Genomic DNA, 15666 nt, shown 5'->3' with positions numbered 1-15666 from the left:
GTGCCAGGCCCGGGCGGAGCCCGGAAGAAACGGTGAAAGGGCGGGGAGGGGCACCAGCCCGTCCGGCGTTTGAGGACAACCGCGCGAAGCGCGGTTGCCGCCCCACGGCGGGCCGGAGGCGGAACTCCGCCCGCCAGGGTGAGATCACCCCCCACCCCCGGGTGCGCCCCCCACCCCACCCCCACCACATCAGCCACCGTGGCCACACAACTCCCACCACACACCCCCCGAAAGGCCACGCCCCCATGTTCCTCATCCAACTCGCCCTCGTCTCCCTCACCCAGCAGCACACCATCACCCCCTCCCAACTCACCCGCGTCGCCGCCGCCCTCCAGAAGCAGGCCACCCGCGACTTCGGCCCCCTCTGGGGCGTCAACGCGACCGTCGACGCCTTCGAGACCCTGGACGACGTACCCGTCGGCTACTGGCCGCTGATCGTCGTCGACGACGTACCGGACGCCGCCGGGTTCCACACGGACGAGAACGGACAGCCGTTCTCGCTGATCGAGTTCAGCGACACGTGGTCGCTCACCGCCAGCCACGAGATGCTGGAGATGTGCGCCGACCCCTGGGGGAAGCGGCTGGTCCCGGGCAAGTCGCCGCACCCCGACCAGGGCCTGGTCGAGTTCCTGGTGGAGGTCGCCGACCCCTCGGAGGCGGCCGAGTGCGGCTACACCGTCAACGGCTTCCTCCTGTCGGACTTCTTCACGCCCCGCTTCTACGACCCGGTCACCGCCGACGGCGTCCGCTACAGCTTCGGCGGGCACATCAAGGCCCCGCGCGAGATCCTGCGCGGCGGCTACATCTCCTGGCGGGAGCCGGTGACCGACGAGTGGTGGCAGCAGATCTGGTTCTCGGGCAACGCGCCGAGGTTCCGCAAACTGGGCAAGCTGACCGGACAGAACATCCGGGCGGCCGTGGACGCGAAGACCAAGACGAACGTCCGCGTCGCGCGCAGCGGCCCCGAGTCCCGGCGCTACACCGTCGCCCAGGACGTCCGGCAGCTGGCCAAGCGGACGCTCCGCGCCCGGGCCGATGCGTGGCGCACCCAGATCGACGGGCTGCGGGCCGCCAACCCGGCGGCGGATGCCTGGGAGGGCGGCGAGGAGGACACTGGGGAGTGAGACGCAGCCTCCGTCAGCCCGCCGAGGAGGTCGCCATGGGCGAGGACCGCGCGAGAGCCGAGACGGCCGAGAAGGCCGGGACGGCCGGGAGCACCGCGAAGGCGGAGAGCGCCGGGAGCGACGAGAGCGCCATGAAGGCCGAGCGGAAGAAGGCCGGGGCCGACGAGCTGCGGCGCCGCGTCGCCGCACTGGCGGACGAGCCGCCGAAGAGCCTCAGGGAAGCCGTCCGGCGGGCCGCGCGCAAGCACGAGGAGGAGCGAGGCCGGGGCTGATCACGAGGCTGATCACGCGCACGTAAGGGGCGTTCCGGTGGAGAACCAATTGCGGATCCTCCTCACCGAGGAGGGCGCGGACGCCGAGCGCGCCGCCTGGCTGGCCCGCTGTCTGCGCGAGGAACTGCTCCGGCTGGACGTGGACGACGTGACCGCGCTCCCGGCGGACGAGGAGGTGCCGCCGGGGGCGCGGGCCGTGGACATCACCCAGATCGGGGCCCTGCTGGTCAGCCTCGGCACGTCGGCCACGGCACTGCGGCAGGTCGCCGCCGCCCTCCAGGCGTGGTGGGGCCGCTGCCGGGAGTCCCGGCCGTCGATCCGGCTGACGCTGGACGAGGACGTCCTGGAGCTCTCCGAGGCGTCGCCGGAGCAGGTGACGGAGGCGTTCGACCTCTTCGTCCGCCGCCACTCACCGTCGGAGGCGGCGCCATGACCACCGAGCAACCCCGGGAATCCCGCCACGCGTTGATCATCGCCAACGACAGCTACCAGGACGCCGGCCTGCGGAAGCTCGTGTCACCCGCCGAGGACGCGGTGGCCCTCGCCGGGGTGCTGGGCGACCCGCGGATCGGCGGCTTCGACGTCCACGTCGTACGGAACGAGCCGTCGCACGTCATCACCATGCGGATCGACGACTTCTTCTCCGACCGGCGCCCGGGCGACACCCTCGTCGTCCACTTCTCCTGCCACGGCCTCAAGAGCGAGTCCGGCGAACTGTTCTTCGCGGCCAGCAACACCCTCCCCCGGCGGCTCAACTCCACCGCCGTACCGGCCGACTTCGTACGGCACTGCATGTCCGGCACCCGTGCCCGCAGCATCGCGCTGTTCCTCGACTGCTGCTACGGCGGTGCCTTCTCGCAGGGGGCGTCCGTCCGCGCGGGCGGGGACGCCAACGTGCTGGAGTCCTTCTCCGGCGAGAAGCTCGGCGGCGGACGCGGCTGGGCCGTGATCACCGCCTCCAACGCCATGGAGTACGCTTTCGAGGGCACCCGCCTCGCCGAGGACACCGGCCCGCGGCCGTCGGTCTTCACCAGCGCGCTGGTCAGCGGCCTGACGACGGGCGAGGCCGATCTCGACGAGGACGGCCGGATCTCGCTGGACGAGCTGTACGAGTACGTCTTCGACCGGGTGCGGCAGGAGAACCCGAACCAGACGCCGAGCCGCACCGTCGACATGCAGGGCGACCTGTACCTGGCCCGCAGCCACCGGCGGCGGATCACCCCGTCGCCCGTCCCGGACGACGTGCGCGCGGCGATGAGCAGCCCGGACCTCTACACCCGGCGCGGGGCGATCACGGAGCTGCGGGCCCGGATGGAGAACCCGGACCTGTCGATCGCCGTGGGCGCGCGCGAGGCCCTGGAGGACATGGCGCACAAGGACATCCGTGCCGTGGCGGACGAGGCGGCGCGGGCGCTGAGCGAGGTCGCCGTCAACCCGTACCCGACCCACCTGGAGTTCGGCCCGGTGCCGCAGCACTCCCCCGCGCCGCACCGCTCGGTACGCCTCCTCGGCCCGCCCCTGGCCCGCAGCTGCGTCCCGCACCCCAAGCGGGACTGGCTCCGGGCCGCGGAGTCGCCGGACGGGCTGGACGTGAGCGTCGACACGTCCGGGGCGGGGCAGTTGACCGGGGAGATCGTGCTGAAGGGGGTGGTGGGGGAGGCCGTGGTCCACGTGGTGGCGGAGGTCCTGCCGGCGGGCGGGACGCCGGTGGCGGCGGAGCCGCCGTCGTCGGCGGACGCCGCGCCCGAGGCCGCTCCCGTGGCCGCTCCCGGAACTCCGCCCGCGCCGACGGCCCAGGCCGTTCCGGACGTTCCGGCGAGTCCAACCGCCCCGGCGGATCACACCGCGCAGAAACGCGAAGCCGCACCCCCCGAGACCCCGCCCAAGGCTCCTCCCAAAACCCCGTACCACGCCCTGCGCGCCCCCGCGCTGGCCGTGGTCGCCCTGGGGCTGGCCATCACCTCGGTGGTCGAGGACATCGCCGCCGCCGTCGCGGCGTCCGAGGCGATCGCGAACCGGGCCTCCGACAAGTGGTCCCGGCTGGCGGACCACGTGCACGCGACCGCCATGCTCGACTCGCTCGCGACCTGCCTGGTGACGGCCGTGCTGGCCCTCGTGTTCGCCGCCCTCGCCCGGCGCGGCCTCCGCTCGCCGGACGCGCGGGGCCCGACGGGACCGGTGCGCGTCACCAGGGCGCTGGCCGCGACGGCGAAGTGGCTCGCCCTTCCGGCGCTGGTCCTGGGCGTGATCATCGTCGTCGCGTACCTGATCGGCAGCCGGTACTGGTGACGCGGAGCCGGGTCGGGGTCACCCCGACGCCGCCGCCTCCCGCACCAGTTGCACCGCCGTCGCCAGCCCCAGCCCCGGCTCCGCCTTCCGCAGGGCGCGGATCGCCTGGAGTTCCTGGGTGCGCGGGTCGAAGCCCGCCGCCGTGACGACGGCACGCGCCCACTCGCCCCGTACCTCCGCGTCCGGCCGCCCCGCCCGCTCCGCGATCAGCGCCGCGGCACGCTCCAGCCCGGGCCGTTCCTCGGCACTCGCACCTGCCAGCGCCTCGCGCACCGCCTCCGCGACGGCCTGCGAGTCGCGCAGCACCACGACCTCCGCCCGCGCACGCGCACCGAACACCGCACACCCCCTGAATCCGATCAACTCCGCGCCGAGCGTACCCAACTCATCGGTGTCGCCAAGGCGACGGAACCACGGCGCCCACAACGCGCGCGATGCATACAGTTCCGCACATGAGTGACACGCTGCCCAACCCACAGGAGCCGGCCGAGCTCGAAGACGCCCTCGCCGTGGCCCAGTACCGGGCGGAGCAGGCAGCCGGAACCCTGAACCTCGTTCCGCACGAGGAAGTGCGCGCACGACTCGGCCTGGAGCGCGAGTGAGGCACGACATCGCATGAAGCGAGCAGGCGATCGACGCGGCTGCCGCCGGGCCCCGCGCAGGCGGGACCCGGCGGGATCAGCGCTCGTTCAGCGCTCGCTCAGATACCGCTCCACCGTCTCGACCTTCTTCGTCAGCCCGTCCGTCACGCCCGGGCGGATGTCCGCCTTCAGGACCAGGGAGACGCGGCCGCAGCGGGCCTCGACGGCCTCGACCGCGCGCTTGACGACGTCCATGACCTCGTCCCACTCGCCCTCGACGGAGGTGAACATCGCGTCCGTGCGGTTGGGCAGGCCGGAGGCGCGGACCACGCGGACCGCCTCGGCGACGTACTCGCCGACGTCCTCGCCGGCGCCGACCGGGGTGATGGAGAAGGCGGCGATCATGCGTTGACCACGCCCTCCTTGCGGGCGCGGGCGGCCAGGACGTACGCCTCGGCCTCGCGGCGCAGCATGCGCTCGGCGAAGAAGCCGCCGGTCGGCAGGACGGAGAGGACGAAGTACAGGGCGCCCGTCTTCACGTTCCACTTGGTCCGGTTCCACGCGTCGAGCCAGAAGATCACGTAGATCACGAACAGCACGCCGTGGATCATGCCCATCGCCGGCACCGCGTTGAAGTCGGTGGTCCGCTTGAGGACCGAGCACACGATCAGCAGGAGGAAGGAAACGGCCTCCGGAGCGGAGACCAGTCGGAGCCGGCGCAGGGCGGAGGCGGTCTTGAGGTCCACGGGGAAGCACACCTTTGCTCGGGAGTGACGGAGTGACAGGGTGACGGGTCGGTCACGGTTTGTGATCGCTTTCACAAGCGTCGCATCATTGTCGCATCCGGTGACGGCTCAAGGGATCCGGGGCCGGTCCGGACGGAAGCCCCTGTCGGAACGGCCGGGCCGGCGCTAGCGTTCCGCCCCGTGGCACAGTTTCGGCTCCAGGGGAGCAAGGTCCTCGCCGTCGACATGACGGGCGACGCGGTCAAGGCCAAGAACGGGTCCATGGTCGCGTACGAGGGGGACATGACGTTCAAGAAGATGACGGGCGGCGGTGACGGCCTGCGGGGCATGGTCACCCGTCGCCTCACGGGGGAACAGATGACCGTGATGGAGGTGAAGGGACACGGCACCTGCTACTTCGCGGACCGGGCGAGCGAGATCAACCTGGTGAGCCTCAACGGCGAGACGCTGTACGTCGAGGCGAGCAACCTGCTCTGCACGGAGGCGTCGCTGCGCACCGGCACCAGCTTCACCGGGCTGCGCGGGGCGTCGCAGGGCAACGGTCTGTTCACCACGACCGTGGAGGGCACGGGCCAGGCGGCGCTCCTCTCCGACGGCACGGCGATCGTGCTGCGGGTGACGCCGCAGACGCCGCTCTCGGTGGACCCGGGCGCGTACATCGCGCACACCGGCCGGCTCCAGCAGCACTTCCAGTCGGGGGTGAACTTCCGCACCTTCCTGGGCGAGGGTTCGGGCGAGGCGTTCCAGATCCGCTTCGAGGGCGACGGGCTGGTGTACGTGCAGCCGAGCGAGCGGACCACGATCGGGGGTGACGTGTGAGCGACGCACGCGCGGCCACTCGGCCGCAGCCGGGCACGAAAGCCGCACCTCTGCGCCGCGCGGGCGGAGAAGCGAACGGAAAGGGGCACGTGTGATGGCGTTCCGGCTTCTCAATTCACGGATGCTGCAGGCCCAAGTGGTGCCCGGGCAGCGGCTGTTCAGCCAGCGCGGGGCGATGATCGCCTGCACCGGCGACGTCTCGTTCACGCCCAGCATCACCGGCGGCCAGGGCGGCGTGATGGGCATGATCGGGCGACGCGTCGCGGGCGAGGCCACCCCGCTGATGACGGTGGAGGGCAGCGGCTCGGTGATGTTCGGCCACGGCGGTCACCACGTGCACGTCATCGAGCTGGCCGGCGAGACGCTCTACGTCGAGGCGGACCGGCTGCTGGCGTTCGAGGGCTCACTCCAGCAGGGCACGATGTTCATGGGCTCGCAGGGCGGCGTGATGGGCATGGTGCGCGGCCAGGTGACCGGGCAGGGCCTGTTCACCACGACGCTCAAGGGCCACGGCGCGGTGGCGGTGATGGCCCACGGCGGCTTCATCGAGCTGCCGATCCACCCGGGGCGGCCGGTCCACGTGGACCCGCAGGCGTACGTCGCGCACCGCGGCGAGGTGCGCAACAAGCTGTCGACGGCCATCGGCTGGCGCGAGATGGTGGGCCGCGGCTCGGGCGAGGCGTTCCAGCTGGAGCTGTCGGGCAACGGGACGGTGTACGTGCAGGCGTCGGAGGAGAAGCTGTGAACGGCCCGGTCATCCATGACGCGCAGACCCTGCCCGTCAACGACAACGTCAACTCCTACGCGTTCAGCGTGGACCTGAACGGCCAGTGGTTCCTGCAGAAGGGGAAGATGGTCGCCTACTTCGGGCAGATCTCCTTCCATGGCATCGGGCACGGCCCACTGGACCGGATCATCCAGTCCAGCTTCCACTCCCCGCTGCACGCGCAGGACTGGGTGGTGGCCGAGGGCCGCGGCAAGATGGTGCTCGCGGACCGGGCGTTCGACGTCAACTCCTACGACCTGGAGAACGGCAACCTCACCGTCCGCTCGGGCAACCTGCTGGCGTTCGAGCCGTCGCTGGCGCTCAAGCAGTCGATCATCCCCGGGTTCGTGACGCTGATCGGCACGGGCAAGTTCGTGGCCGCGTCCAACGGTCCGGTGGTCTTCGCCGAGCCGCCGATCCGGGTGGACCCGCAGGCGCTGGTGGGGTGGGCGGACTGCCCGTCGCCCTGCCACCACTACGACCACCAGTACATGCGGGGCGTGCTGGGCGGGGTGCGGATGCTCACCGGCTTCGGCGGGGCGTCCGGCGAGGAGCACCAATTCGAGTTCGTGGGCGCGGGGACCGTACTGCTGCAGTCCAGCGAGCAGTTGATGGAGGAGCGGCCGACGGGGACGCCGCCGGACGAGGCGGGCGTCCCGCACGGCCCGTCGAGCCAGGGGAACCACGGGAACCAGCCAAGTGCACCGCGTCTCCCCGGCCAGCTCGGGGACCTCCAGCGCCGCTTCGGGCTGTGAGCGGTACCCTGCGGAGTGTGACGTCGAACGCTTGACCTCTCGTTCCGGCTTCCCTCACCCAACTGGTTCGCTTTTCAACATTCTTAGGTAGAATTTCTCTATGGACACCGAGAACGGCACACGCTGGCTCAGCGACGAGGAACAGCGCACCTGGCGGGCCCATCTGGACGTCAGCCGGCTGTTGATGCACCGGCTCGAACGGGATCTCCAGCCGTTCGGTCTGACCAACAACGACTACGAGATCCTGGTCAACCTCTCGGAGTCGGAGGACCACCGGATGCGGATGAGCGACCTCGCCGCGGCGACCCTCCAGTCCAAGAGCCGTCTCTCGCACCAGATCACGCGCATGGAGAACGCCGGGATGGTCCGGCGGGAGAACTGCGAGTCGGACCGGCGGGGGCTGTTCGCGGTGCTCACGGAGCAGGGGTGGGAGACGATGCGGAAGGTGGCGCCGCACCATGTCGCTTCCGTGCGCGAGCACTTCATCGATCTCCTCTCGCCCGAGGAGCTCAAGGCGTTGCACGCCTCGCTGAAGCCGGTGGCCGACCATCTGCGCTCCGCGCGGGGGAAGTGACCCCGCCCCGCCCTTTCACCGTTTCCGCAGGGGCCGCGCCCCTTCGCAACCCACGGTGTGGGCGGGGGCTCCGCCCCCTGCACCCCCGAAACCGCGCTCCGCGCGGTTGTCCTCAAGCGCCGGACGGGCTGAATTTCAGCCCGTCTGGGGGTTGCCCCCTCCGGGGAGCTTGAGGACGAACGCGGCGCAGCCGCGTTGCCCCGCGCGGAGCACGCGAGAAACTGGGGGCACCCCCTCTGGGGGAGAAAGGGCGGGCCGGGGCTCACCCCTCCGTGAGGCCCGCCACCAGCTCGTCCGCAGCCGCGTACGGATCCAGGGAACCCTCCGCCACCCGCGCCGCCAGCGCCCCCAGCCGCCGGTCCCCGGACAGGTCCGCGATCCGCGAGCGCAACGCGGCCACCGCGATGCGCTCGATCTCATGCGCCGCCCGCGCGGAACGGCGCTCCGCGAGAACGCCCCGTTCCTCCATCCACCCCCGGTGCTTCTCCAGCGCCTCGACGACCTCCTCGACGCCCTCCCCCCGCGCCGCGACCGTCTTCACGATCGGCGGCCGCCAGTCGCCGGGGGCGCGTGCCTCGCCCAGGCCGAGCATGTGGTTGAGCTCGCGCGCCGTCGCGTCCGCCCCGTCCCGGTCGGCCTTGTTGACGACGTAGACATCGCCGATCTCCAGGATCCCGGCCTTCGCGGCCTGGATGCCGTCGCCCATCCCGGGAGCCAGCAGCACCACCGTCGTGTCGGCCTCGGACGCGATCTCCACCTCCGACTGACCGACGCCGACGGTCTCGACGAGCACCACGTCGCAGCCGGCCGCGTCCAGGACGCGGATCGCCTGCGGGGCGGCCCAGGCGAGGCCGCCCAGGTGTCCCCGCGTGGCCATGGAGCGGATGTAGACGCCGGGGTCGGAGGCGTGCTCGGACATCCGGACGCGGTCGCCGAGCAGGGCGCCGCCCGAGAAGGGCGAGGAGGGGTCCACCGCGAGGACCCCCACCCGCCGGCCGAGCCGCCGGTAGGCGGAGACCAGGGCCGAGGTGGAGGTCGACTTGCCGACACCGGGCGAGCCGGTGAGGCCGACGACGTACGCGCCGCCGGTGAGCGGCGCCAGCGCCGCCATGACCTCGCGCAGCTGTGGGGACGCCCCCTCCACCAGCGAGATCAGCCGGGCCACGGCACGCGGCCGACCGGCTCGTGCCTGCTCGACCAGTGTGGTGACGTCCGCCACGGATAACTCCCCTTACTTGCCCGGGACGCGGATGATCAGCGCGTCGCCCTGCCCGCCCCCGCCGCACAGCGCCGCCGCGCCCACCCCGCCGCCGCGCCGCCTGAGCTCCAGGGCGAGGTGGAGGACGGTGCGGGCGCCGGACATGCCGATCGGGTGGCCGAGCGCGATGGCGCCTCCGTTGACGTTCACCTTTTCCAGGGATACGCCCAGATCCTTGATTGACTGCACCAGCACGGCCGCGAACGCCTCGTTGATCTCGATGAGATCGAGGTCGTCGACGGTCAGGCCCTCCTTGCGCAGGGCGTGCAGGATCGCGTTGGACGGCTGGGACTGCAGCGAATTGTCGGGACCGGCCACGTTGCCGTGGGCGCCGATCTCGGCGATCCACTCCAGGCCCAGCTCCTCGGCCTTGGCCTTGCTCATCACGACCACGGCGGCGGCGCCGTCGGAGATCTGCGAGGCGGTGCCGGCGGTGATCGTGCCGTCGCGGCCGAAGGCCGGCCTGAGCCTGCCGAGGGTCTCGGCGGTGGTGTCGCCCCGGACGCCCTCGTCCTTGCTGAAGACGACCGGCTCGCCCTTGCGCTGCGGGATCGCGACCGGGGTGATCTCGGCGTCGAACAGGCCGTTCTTCTGGGCGGCGGCGGCCCGCTGGTGGGAGCGCGCGCCCAGCTCGTCCTGCTCGGCCCGGCGGATGCCCAGGCGGGAGTTGTGCTTCTCGGTGGACTCGCCCATCGCGATGTTCTCGAACGGGTCGGTGAGCCCGTCGTGCGCCATCGCGTCGAGCATCTCGACGGCGCCGTACTTGTAGCCCTCGCGCGACTTCGGCAGCAGGTGCGGGGCGTTGGTCATCGACTCCTGGCCGCCGGCCACGACGATGTCGAACTCGCCCGCGCGGATGAGCTGGTCGGCCAGCGCGATGGCGTCGAGGCCGGACAGGCAGACCTTGTTGACGGTCAGCGCCGGGACGCTCATGGGGATGCCGCCCTTGACGGCCGCCTGGCGGGCGGGGATCTGCCCGGCGCCGGCCGTGAGGACCTGTCCCATGATCACGTACTGCACCTGGTCACCGCCGATGCCCGCCCGGTCCAGCGCGGCCTTGATGGCCACCCCGCCCAGGTCGGCGGCGGAGAACGTCCGCAGCGAGCCGAGCAGCTTGCCCATGGGCGTCCGCGCGCCCGCGACGATCACGGAGGTGGTGCCGGTCGAACCGTTCGTGCCAGACATGGACGGGGCTCCTTCGGGCGGGGGTTGACGTCGGTGTCGAGGGTGTTTCGTCAATGTACTGAGCGGTACACCACTCGGTCACCGGCCCGTCGGTGTGATCGCGCGCACGTTGCGTGACCGCTCCGCGCGGCGGTGCACTGGTTCCATGCTGACGCGCATCGACCACATCGGGATCGCCTGCACCGACCTCGACGCCACCGTCGAGTTCTACCGTGCCACCTACGGCTTCGAGGTGTTCCATACCGAGGTCAACGAGGAGCAGGGGGTACGCGAGGCCATGCTGAAGATCAACGAGACCTCGGACGGGGGTGCCTCGTACCTCCAGCTCCTCCAGCCCATCCGCGACGACTCGCCGGTCGGCAAGTGGCTCGCGAAGAACGGCGAGGGCGTGCACCACATCGCCTTCGGCACCGCGGACGTGGACGGGGACGCCGGGACGATCCGGGACAAGGGCGTACGCGTGCTGTACGACGCCCCGCGCACCGGATCGATGGGATCCCGCATCACCTTCCTGCACCCCAAGGACTGTCACGGGGTGCTGACGGAACTGGTCACCTCGGCGCCCCGCCCGGCCGAGGAGCACTGACCCACACCTGCCCCGGCCGGTAGAGTGCAGGTTCGGCCGGGGTACGGGTGGGGCCCGGCCCAGGCTGTGCCGATGATCTGACACCATTTCTTCGGAAGGGCGGGCTCCGGGTTCCACCACCACGCACGGGGCCGGCCACCGACGCGACCAGGGGACGGATGGACCGCGCAGTGCGGGGCTACGAGCGCCAGGACAGCCAGCGGGCTGAAACCGACCACCTCTCGCAATTCGAGGCCGAGATGGAGCGGCTGAAGAAGGAGCGGGAGAAGGCGGTCCAGCACGCCGACGACCTCGGGTACCAGGTCGAGGTGTTGCGCGCCAAGCTCCATGAGGCGCGCCGCGCCCTGGCCCACCGTCCCGCGTACGACGCGGCCGGTCTCGACTACCAGGCCGAGCAGCTGCTCCGCAACGCCCAGATCCAGGCGGACCAGTTGCGCGCGGACGCCGAGCGCGAGCTGCGCGAGGCCCGCGCCCAGACCCAGCGCCTCCTCCAGGAGCACGCCGAGCGGCAGGCCCGGATGGAGGCCGAACTGCACGCCGAGGCCGTGGCCCGGCGCCAGCGGCTGGACGAGGAGCTCAACGAGCGCCGGGCGACCGTCGAGTCGCACGTCAACGAGAACGTGGCCTGGGCCGAGCAGCTGCGCTCGCGCACCGAGTCGCAGGCCCGCCGGCTGATGGAGGAGACGCGGGCCGAGACCGAGCAGTCGCTCGGCACCGCCCGCGCCGAGGCCCAGCGGCTGACCGAGCAGGCCCGCACCCGGCTGGCGGCCGCGGCCGAGGAGGCCCGCGCCGAAGCCGAAGCGATCCTGCGCCGGGCGCGCACGGACGCCGAGCGGCTGCTGACCGCCGCGTCCCAGCAGGCCCAGGAGGCCACCGACCACGCCGAGCGGCTGCGTACGGACGCGGGCGCCGAGTCCGACCAGGCGCGTACGGCCGCCGCCGAGCTGACCCGGACCGCCGAGGCCCGGATGCAGGAGGCCGGGACGGCGCTGCGCGAGGCGCGCGCCGAGGCGGAGAAGCTGGTCTCCGACGCCGAGCGGACCGCGGCCGGCCGGCTGGCCGAGGCCGAGGCGGAGAACGAGCAGCGCACCCGCACCACGCGCGCCGAGATCGCCCGGGTCGTCAGCGAGAAGACCAAGGAGGCCGAGGCCCTGCGGGCCGAGGCCGAGCAGCTGCGCGACGAGTCCGCGGCCAAGGCCGAGCGGCTGCTGGCCGAGGAGCTGGAGAAGGCCCGCAGCGCGGCCGCCGAGGACTCCGCCGCCCAGCTGGCGAAGGCCGCCCGGAGCGCCGAGGAGATGCTCTCCAAGGCGTCGGAGGACGCGCGGGCCACCACGAAGTCGGCCGCCGAGGAGGCCGAGCGCATCCGCAAGGAGGCGGAGACCGAGGCCGAGCGGCTGCGGGCGCAGGCCGAGGAGTCCGCCGAGCAGCTCAAGGCCGGGGCGAAGGACGACACCAAGGAGTACCGCGCCAGGACCGTCGAGCTCCAGGAGGAGGCGCGGCGGCTGCGCGGCGAGGCGGAGCAGCTGCGCGCGGACGCGGTCGCCGAGGGCGAGCGGATCCGCGGCGAGGCGCGCCGCGAGGCGCTGCAGAAGGTCGAGGAGGCGGCCAGCACCGCCGAGGAGCTGCTGGCCAAGGCCAAGGCCGACGCGGAGGAGACCCGCTCGGGCGCCACGGCCGAGGCCGCGCGGGTGCGCACCGAGGCGGACGGGCGCGCCGCGACGCTGCGCAAGCAGGCCGAGGAGCTGCTGGAGCGGGCCCGGGCCGAGGCCGAGGAGATGGCCGAGGAGGCCGAGGACCACGCCGAGCGCACCCGCTCGGAGGCGGCCGAGGCCGCGCGGACGCTGCGCGAGGAGGCCGAGCGGGCCGCCGAGGAGCGCCGCGAGGAGGCCGATGCGGAGCTGACGCGGCTGCACACCGAGGCCGGGCAGCGGGTCGAGGCCGCCGAGGAGGCGCTGCGCGAGGCCCGTACGGAGGCCGAGCGGCTGCGCCGGGAGGCGGCCGAGGAGACCGAGCGGCAGCGCACGGAGGCCGCGGAGCGGGTCCGCGCGGTGCGGGCGCAGGCCGAGGAGGACGCCGAGAAGCAGCGTACGGAGGCCGCCGGGGAGGCGGCCGCGCTGCGGGCCGAGGCCGAGGCGGCGGCGGAGCTGCTGCGAGCCGGGGCGGACGAAGAGGCGGAGCTGGTGCGGTCGGAGGCCCAGGAGGCCGCCGACCGGCTCCGGGCCGAGGCGAACGCGGCGGCCGAGCGGACGGCGGCGGAGGCCGCCGAGGCGCTGGAGGCGGCCAAGGAGGAGGCCGCGCGGCGCCGGCGCGAGGCCGACGAGCTGCTGGGCGACGCCCGTGCGGAGGCACAGGCGGAGCGCGAGGCGGCGCACGAGCAGAGCGAGGAGTTGCTGGCCGCGGCGCGCAAGCGGGTCGCCGAGGCGCAGCAGGAGGCCGAGCGCCTGGTCGAGGAGGCCGAGCAGCGCGCCGGCGAGCTGGTGTCGGCGGCGGAGCAGACGGCCCAGCAGGTGCGGGAGTCGGTCGCGGGCCTGCACGAGCAGGCCGAGGAGGAGATCGCCGGGCTGCGTTCGGCGGCCGAGCACAGCGCCGAGCGGACCGTCACCGAGGCGCAGGAGGAGGCGGACCGGGTCCGCGCCGAGGCGTACGAGGAGCGCGAGGGCGCCCGCGAGGACGCGGTGCGCATCCGCGCCGAGGCCCAGTCGGCCGCGGAGGCGGCCCGGGACCTGGCCGAGCGCACGGTGGCCGAGGCGATCGCCGAGGGCGAGCGCGTGGAGGCGGACGCCGCCCGTGTGCTGGAGGAGGCCCGCGAGGCGGCCAACAAGCGCCGCGCGGACGCCGCGGAGCAGGCGGACGCGCTGGTCGCGGAGGCGAGGGCGGAGGGCGAGCGGCTGCGCTCGGAGGCGGCCCGGGCGCTGGAGGAGGCGGAGGAGACCGCCGAGGCCGAGCGCGCGCAGGCGGCCGCGGACGCGGAGCGACTGCGCGCCGAGGCGACGGCCCTGGTGGACGAGGCGCGGGACGCGGCGGACGCGCACCGGGTCGAGGCCGCCGGGCAGGCGGACGAGCTGCTGGCGAAGGCGACCGCGGAGGCGGAGCGGCTGGTCTCGGACGCCTCGGCGCGGGCGCAGCAGATGCGCACCGACGCCTCCGACGCGCTGGCGCAGGCCGAGCAGGACGCGACGCGCGCCAAGGCGGAGGCCCGCGAGGACGCGAACAAGATGCGCGCGGACGGCCGCGTGGAGGCCGAGCGGATCGTCAACGAGGCGGCGGAGCTGACCTCTTCGGCGCAGGACGACGCCGACCGCATCGTCGACGAGGCCCGGGAGGCGGCCAACCGGCGCCGCACGGAGGCCGCCGGGCAGGCGGACGAGCTGATCGCCGAGGCCACGGCCGAGGGCGAGAAGCTGCGGGCCGAGGCGGCCCGGGCGGCCGAGGAGGCGCGGCGGGCGGTCGAGGAGCAGCGGGCGCGGGCCGCGGCCGAGGCGGAGCGGACGGTCGCGGACGCGAAGGCGGAGGCCGAGCGGGTGCGGGCGGACGCCGCGGCGGCGCTGGAGAGCGCCCGTCAGGAGGCCGCGCGGACGGCCGACGAGGCGCGCAAGGCGGCGGGTGCCCGCCGGGCCGAGGCGGCGCGGCAGGCGGACGAGCTGATCGCGGAGGCGACGGCCGAGGCGGAGCGGATGGCCGCCGAGGGGCAGGCCGCCCTGGCGGCGGCGCAGGAGAACGCCAACAGCACGCGCGCCGACTCGGCGAAGGTCAAGGCCGACGCGGTGCTGGAGGCCGAGCGGGTGCGGGCCGCGGCCCGCGAGGAGGCCGAGCGCACGGTCGACGAGGCGCGGGACGCGGCCGCCCAGCGGCGTACCGAGGCCGCCGAGCAGGCGGACGCGCTGATCGCCAAGGCGCAGGAGGAGGCGGTGAAGACCGCCGCCGCGGCCGAGGAGCAGGCGGACACCATGGTCGGTGCCGCCCGCCGGGAGGCCGAGCGCCTCGTGGCGGAGGCCACCGGCGAGGGCAACGCGCTGGTGGAGCGGGCCCGTACGGACGCGGACACGCTGCTGGCCGAGGCCCGCGGGGACGCGACCGCCATAAGGGACCGGACGGACGAGCTGCGGGCCCGGATCGAGAGCGAGGTCGAGGAGCTGCACGACCGCGCGCGCCGGGAGGCGTCCGAGGCGATGCAGTCGGCGGGCGAGCGCTGCGACAAGCTCGTCGCGGCGGCGACCGAGCAGCTGGCGCAGGCCGAGGCGAAGGCCAAGCAGCTGCTGTCGGACGCGAGCGGCGAGGCGAGCAAGGTGCGCATCGCCGCGGTGAAGAAGGCGGAGGGGCTGCTGAAGGAGGCGGAGCAGAAGAAGACGACCGCGGTGCGCGACGCGGAGCGGATGCGTGCCGAGGCCGTACGCGAGTCGGAGCGCCTGCGCACCGAGGCCGGGCAGGAGGCCCGGAGTCTTGTCGAGGGCGGCCGCAGCGAGTTGGAGGCGCTGGTGAAGCGCCGCGAGGACATCCAGGCGGAGATTTCCCGTGTCCAGGACGTGTTGGAGGCGTTGGAATCATTTGAGTCCCCCGGGGCAGGCGGCTCCAAGGAGGGCGGGGTGAAGGCGACGGCCGGTGCCGGCGCTACTCGTTCGAGTGGCAAGCAGGACCGGAAGTAGCCACTCATTCGAGGGGAGAAATTCCCAATCCCCCGACCCAGTACGCCAATCCACTCCATACGACGCCG

The 15666-nt window shown here is 73.3% G+C and carries 15 protein-coding genes and 1 pseudogene; 11 read left to right on the top strand and 5 right to left on the bottom strand.

Annotation, left to right across the window (positions count from 1 at the left end; translation table 11 throughout):
* Positions 1 to 245 precede the first annotated feature (245 nt).
* The 4 genes from I5Q34_RS05360 to I5Q34_RS05345 are packed head-to-tail and all read left to right on the top strand — an operon-like array spanning position 246 to position 3685.
* Entirely contained in the window at positions 246 to 1124 is an 879-nt protein-coding gene (locus tag I5Q34_RS05360; protein WP_199890984.1) for a hypothetical protein, read from the top strand.
* Positions 1121 to 1396: a hypothetical protein gene (locus tag I5Q34_RS05355; protein ID WP_199890983.1), complete on the top strand. Its 276-nt coding sequence runs from the start codon at positions 1121 to 1123 to the stop codon at positions 1394 to 1396. The genes I5Q34_RS05360 and I5Q34_RS05355 overlap by 4 nt, the downstream gene beginning before the upstream one ends.
* A 37-nt stretch (positions 1397 to 1433) precedes the next feature.
* Entirely contained in the window at positions 1434 to 1829 is a 396-nt protein-coding gene (locus tag I5Q34_RS05350) for a hypothetical protein (protein WP_199890982.1), read from the top strand.
* The gene (locus tag I5Q34_RS05345; RefSeq protein WP_199890981.1) at positions 1826 to 3685 is read left to right on the top strand and encodes a caspase family protein; all 1860 of its coding nucleotides are present in this window, start codon (positions 1826 to 1828) and stop codon (positions 3683 to 3685) included. The genes I5Q34_RS05350 and I5Q34_RS05345 overlap by 4 nt, the downstream gene beginning before the upstream one ends.
* 18 nt (positions 3686 to 3703) lie before the next feature.
* Here the strand turns inward: I5Q34_RS05345 and I5Q34_RS05340 are convergent, their stop codons facing one another.
* Positions 3704 to 4024, bottom strand: a complete 321-nt coding sequence (locus I5Q34_RS05340) for a hypothetical protein (protein ID WP_199890980.1) — start codon at positions 4022 to 4024, stop codon at positions 3704 to 3706.
* A gap of 125 nt (positions 4025 to 4149) precedes the next feature.
* Between I5Q34_RS05340 and I5Q34_RS05335 the strand changes: the two are divergent.
* Positions 4150 to 4287, top strand: a pseudogene (locus tag I5Q34_RS05335) (type II toxin-antitoxin system prevent-host-death family antitoxin); the annotation flags it as partial.
* 87 nt (positions 4288 to 4374) lie between these two features.
* Here I5Q34_RS05335 and I5Q34_RS05330 read toward each other — a convergent pair.
* Both I5Q34_RS05330 and I5Q34_RS05325 read right to left on the bottom strand, forming a co-directional pair.
* The gene (locus I5Q34_RS05330; protein ID WP_199890978.1) at positions 4375 to 4671 is read right to left on the bottom strand and encodes an MTH1187 family thiamine-binding protein; all 297 of its coding nucleotides are present in this window, start codon (positions 4669 to 4671) and stop codon (positions 4375 to 4377) included.
* Entirely contained in the window at positions 4668 to 5012 is a 345-nt protein-coding gene (locus tag I5Q34_RS05325; RefSeq protein WP_199890977.1) for a DUF3817 domain-containing protein, read from the bottom strand. Before I5Q34_RS05325 ends, I5Q34_RS05330 begins: the two co-directional genes overlap by 4 nt.
* A 225-nt stretch (positions 5013 to 5237) precedes the next feature.
* Here I5Q34_RS05325 and I5Q34_RS05320 point away from each other — a divergent pair, with 225 nt between their 5' ends.
* The 4 genes from I5Q34_RS05320 (at position 5238) to I5Q34_RS05305 (ending at position 7926) form a co-directional block, all read left to right on the top strand.
* Positions 5238 to 5831 carry an AIM24 family protein gene (locus tag I5Q34_RS05320; protein WP_234428492.1) on the top strand — a complete coding sequence of 198 codons (594 nt, stop codon included), beginning with the start codon at positions 5238 to 5240 and terminating at the stop codon, positions 5829 to 5831.
* Between the two features lie 94 nt (positions 5832 to 5925).
* The gene (locus I5Q34_RS05315; RefSeq protein WP_199890975.1) at positions 5926 to 6576 is read left to right on the top strand and encodes an AIM24 family protein; all 651 of its coding nucleotides are present in this window, start codon (positions 5926 to 5928) and stop codon (positions 6574 to 6576) included.
* Positions 6573 to 7352 (top strand): AIM24 family protein, encoded by a 780-nt coding sequence (locus tag I5Q34_RS05310; protein ID WP_199890974.1) that lies wholly within the window; start codon positions 6573 to 6575, stop codon positions 7350 to 7352. The genes I5Q34_RS05315 and I5Q34_RS05310 overlap by 4 nt, the downstream gene beginning before the upstream one ends.
* Positions 7353 to 7452: 100 nt before the next feature.
* Complete coding sequence (locus I5Q34_RS05305; protein ID WP_199890973.1) at positions 7453 to 7926, top strand: MarR family winged helix-turn-helix transcriptional regulator; 474 nt, start codon at positions 7453 to 7455, stop codon at positions 7924 to 7926.
* A 262-nt stretch (positions 7927 to 8188) separates the two neighbouring features.
* Here I5Q34_RS05305 and meaB read toward each other — a convergent pair whose 3' ends face one another.
* Together meaB and I5Q34_RS05295 are read right to left on the bottom strand one after the other, a co-directional pair.
* The gene (meaB, locus tag I5Q34_RS05300; RefSeq protein WP_199890972.1) at positions 8189 to 9145 is read right to left on the bottom strand and encodes a methylmalonyl Co-A mutase-associated GTPase MeaB; all 957 of its coding nucleotides are present in this window, start codon (positions 9143 to 9145) and stop codon (positions 8189 to 8191) included.
* Positions 9146 to 9157: 12 nt separating this feature from the next.
* On the bottom strand, positions 9158 to 10333 hold the full coding sequence (locus tag I5Q34_RS05295) for an acetyl-CoA C-acetyltransferase (RefSeq protein ID WP_374192985.1): 1176 nt from the start codon (positions 10331 to 10333) through the stop codon (positions 9158 to 9160).
* Between the two features lie 181 nt (positions 10334 to 10514).
* On the opposite strand from I5Q34_RS05295, the gene mce reads away from it, so the two are divergent.
* The gene (gene mce / locus I5Q34_RS05290) at positions 10515 to 10955 is read left to right on the top strand and encodes a methylmalonyl-CoA epimerase (protein WP_199890970.1); all 441 of its coding nucleotides are present in this window, start codon (positions 10515 to 10517) and stop codon (positions 10953 to 10955) included.
* A gap of 158 nt (positions 10956 to 11113) precedes the next feature.
* Positions 11114 to 15598, top strand: coding sequence for a polarized growth protein Scy (gene scy / locus I5Q34_RS05285; RefSeq protein WP_199890969.1), 4485 nt, complete (start codon positions 11114 to 11116; stop codon positions 15596 to 15598).
* Positions 15599 to 15666: the final 68 nt, after the last annotated feature.

It is taken from the genome of Streptomyces sp. AV19 (genome assembly GCF_015999245.1).
Lineage (GTDB): Bacteria > Actinomycetota > Actinomycetes > Streptomycetales > Streptomycetaceae > Streptomyces.
Note: the sequence above shows the minus strand (reverse complement) of the source record. Positions and strands in the feature narration are given on the sequence as shown.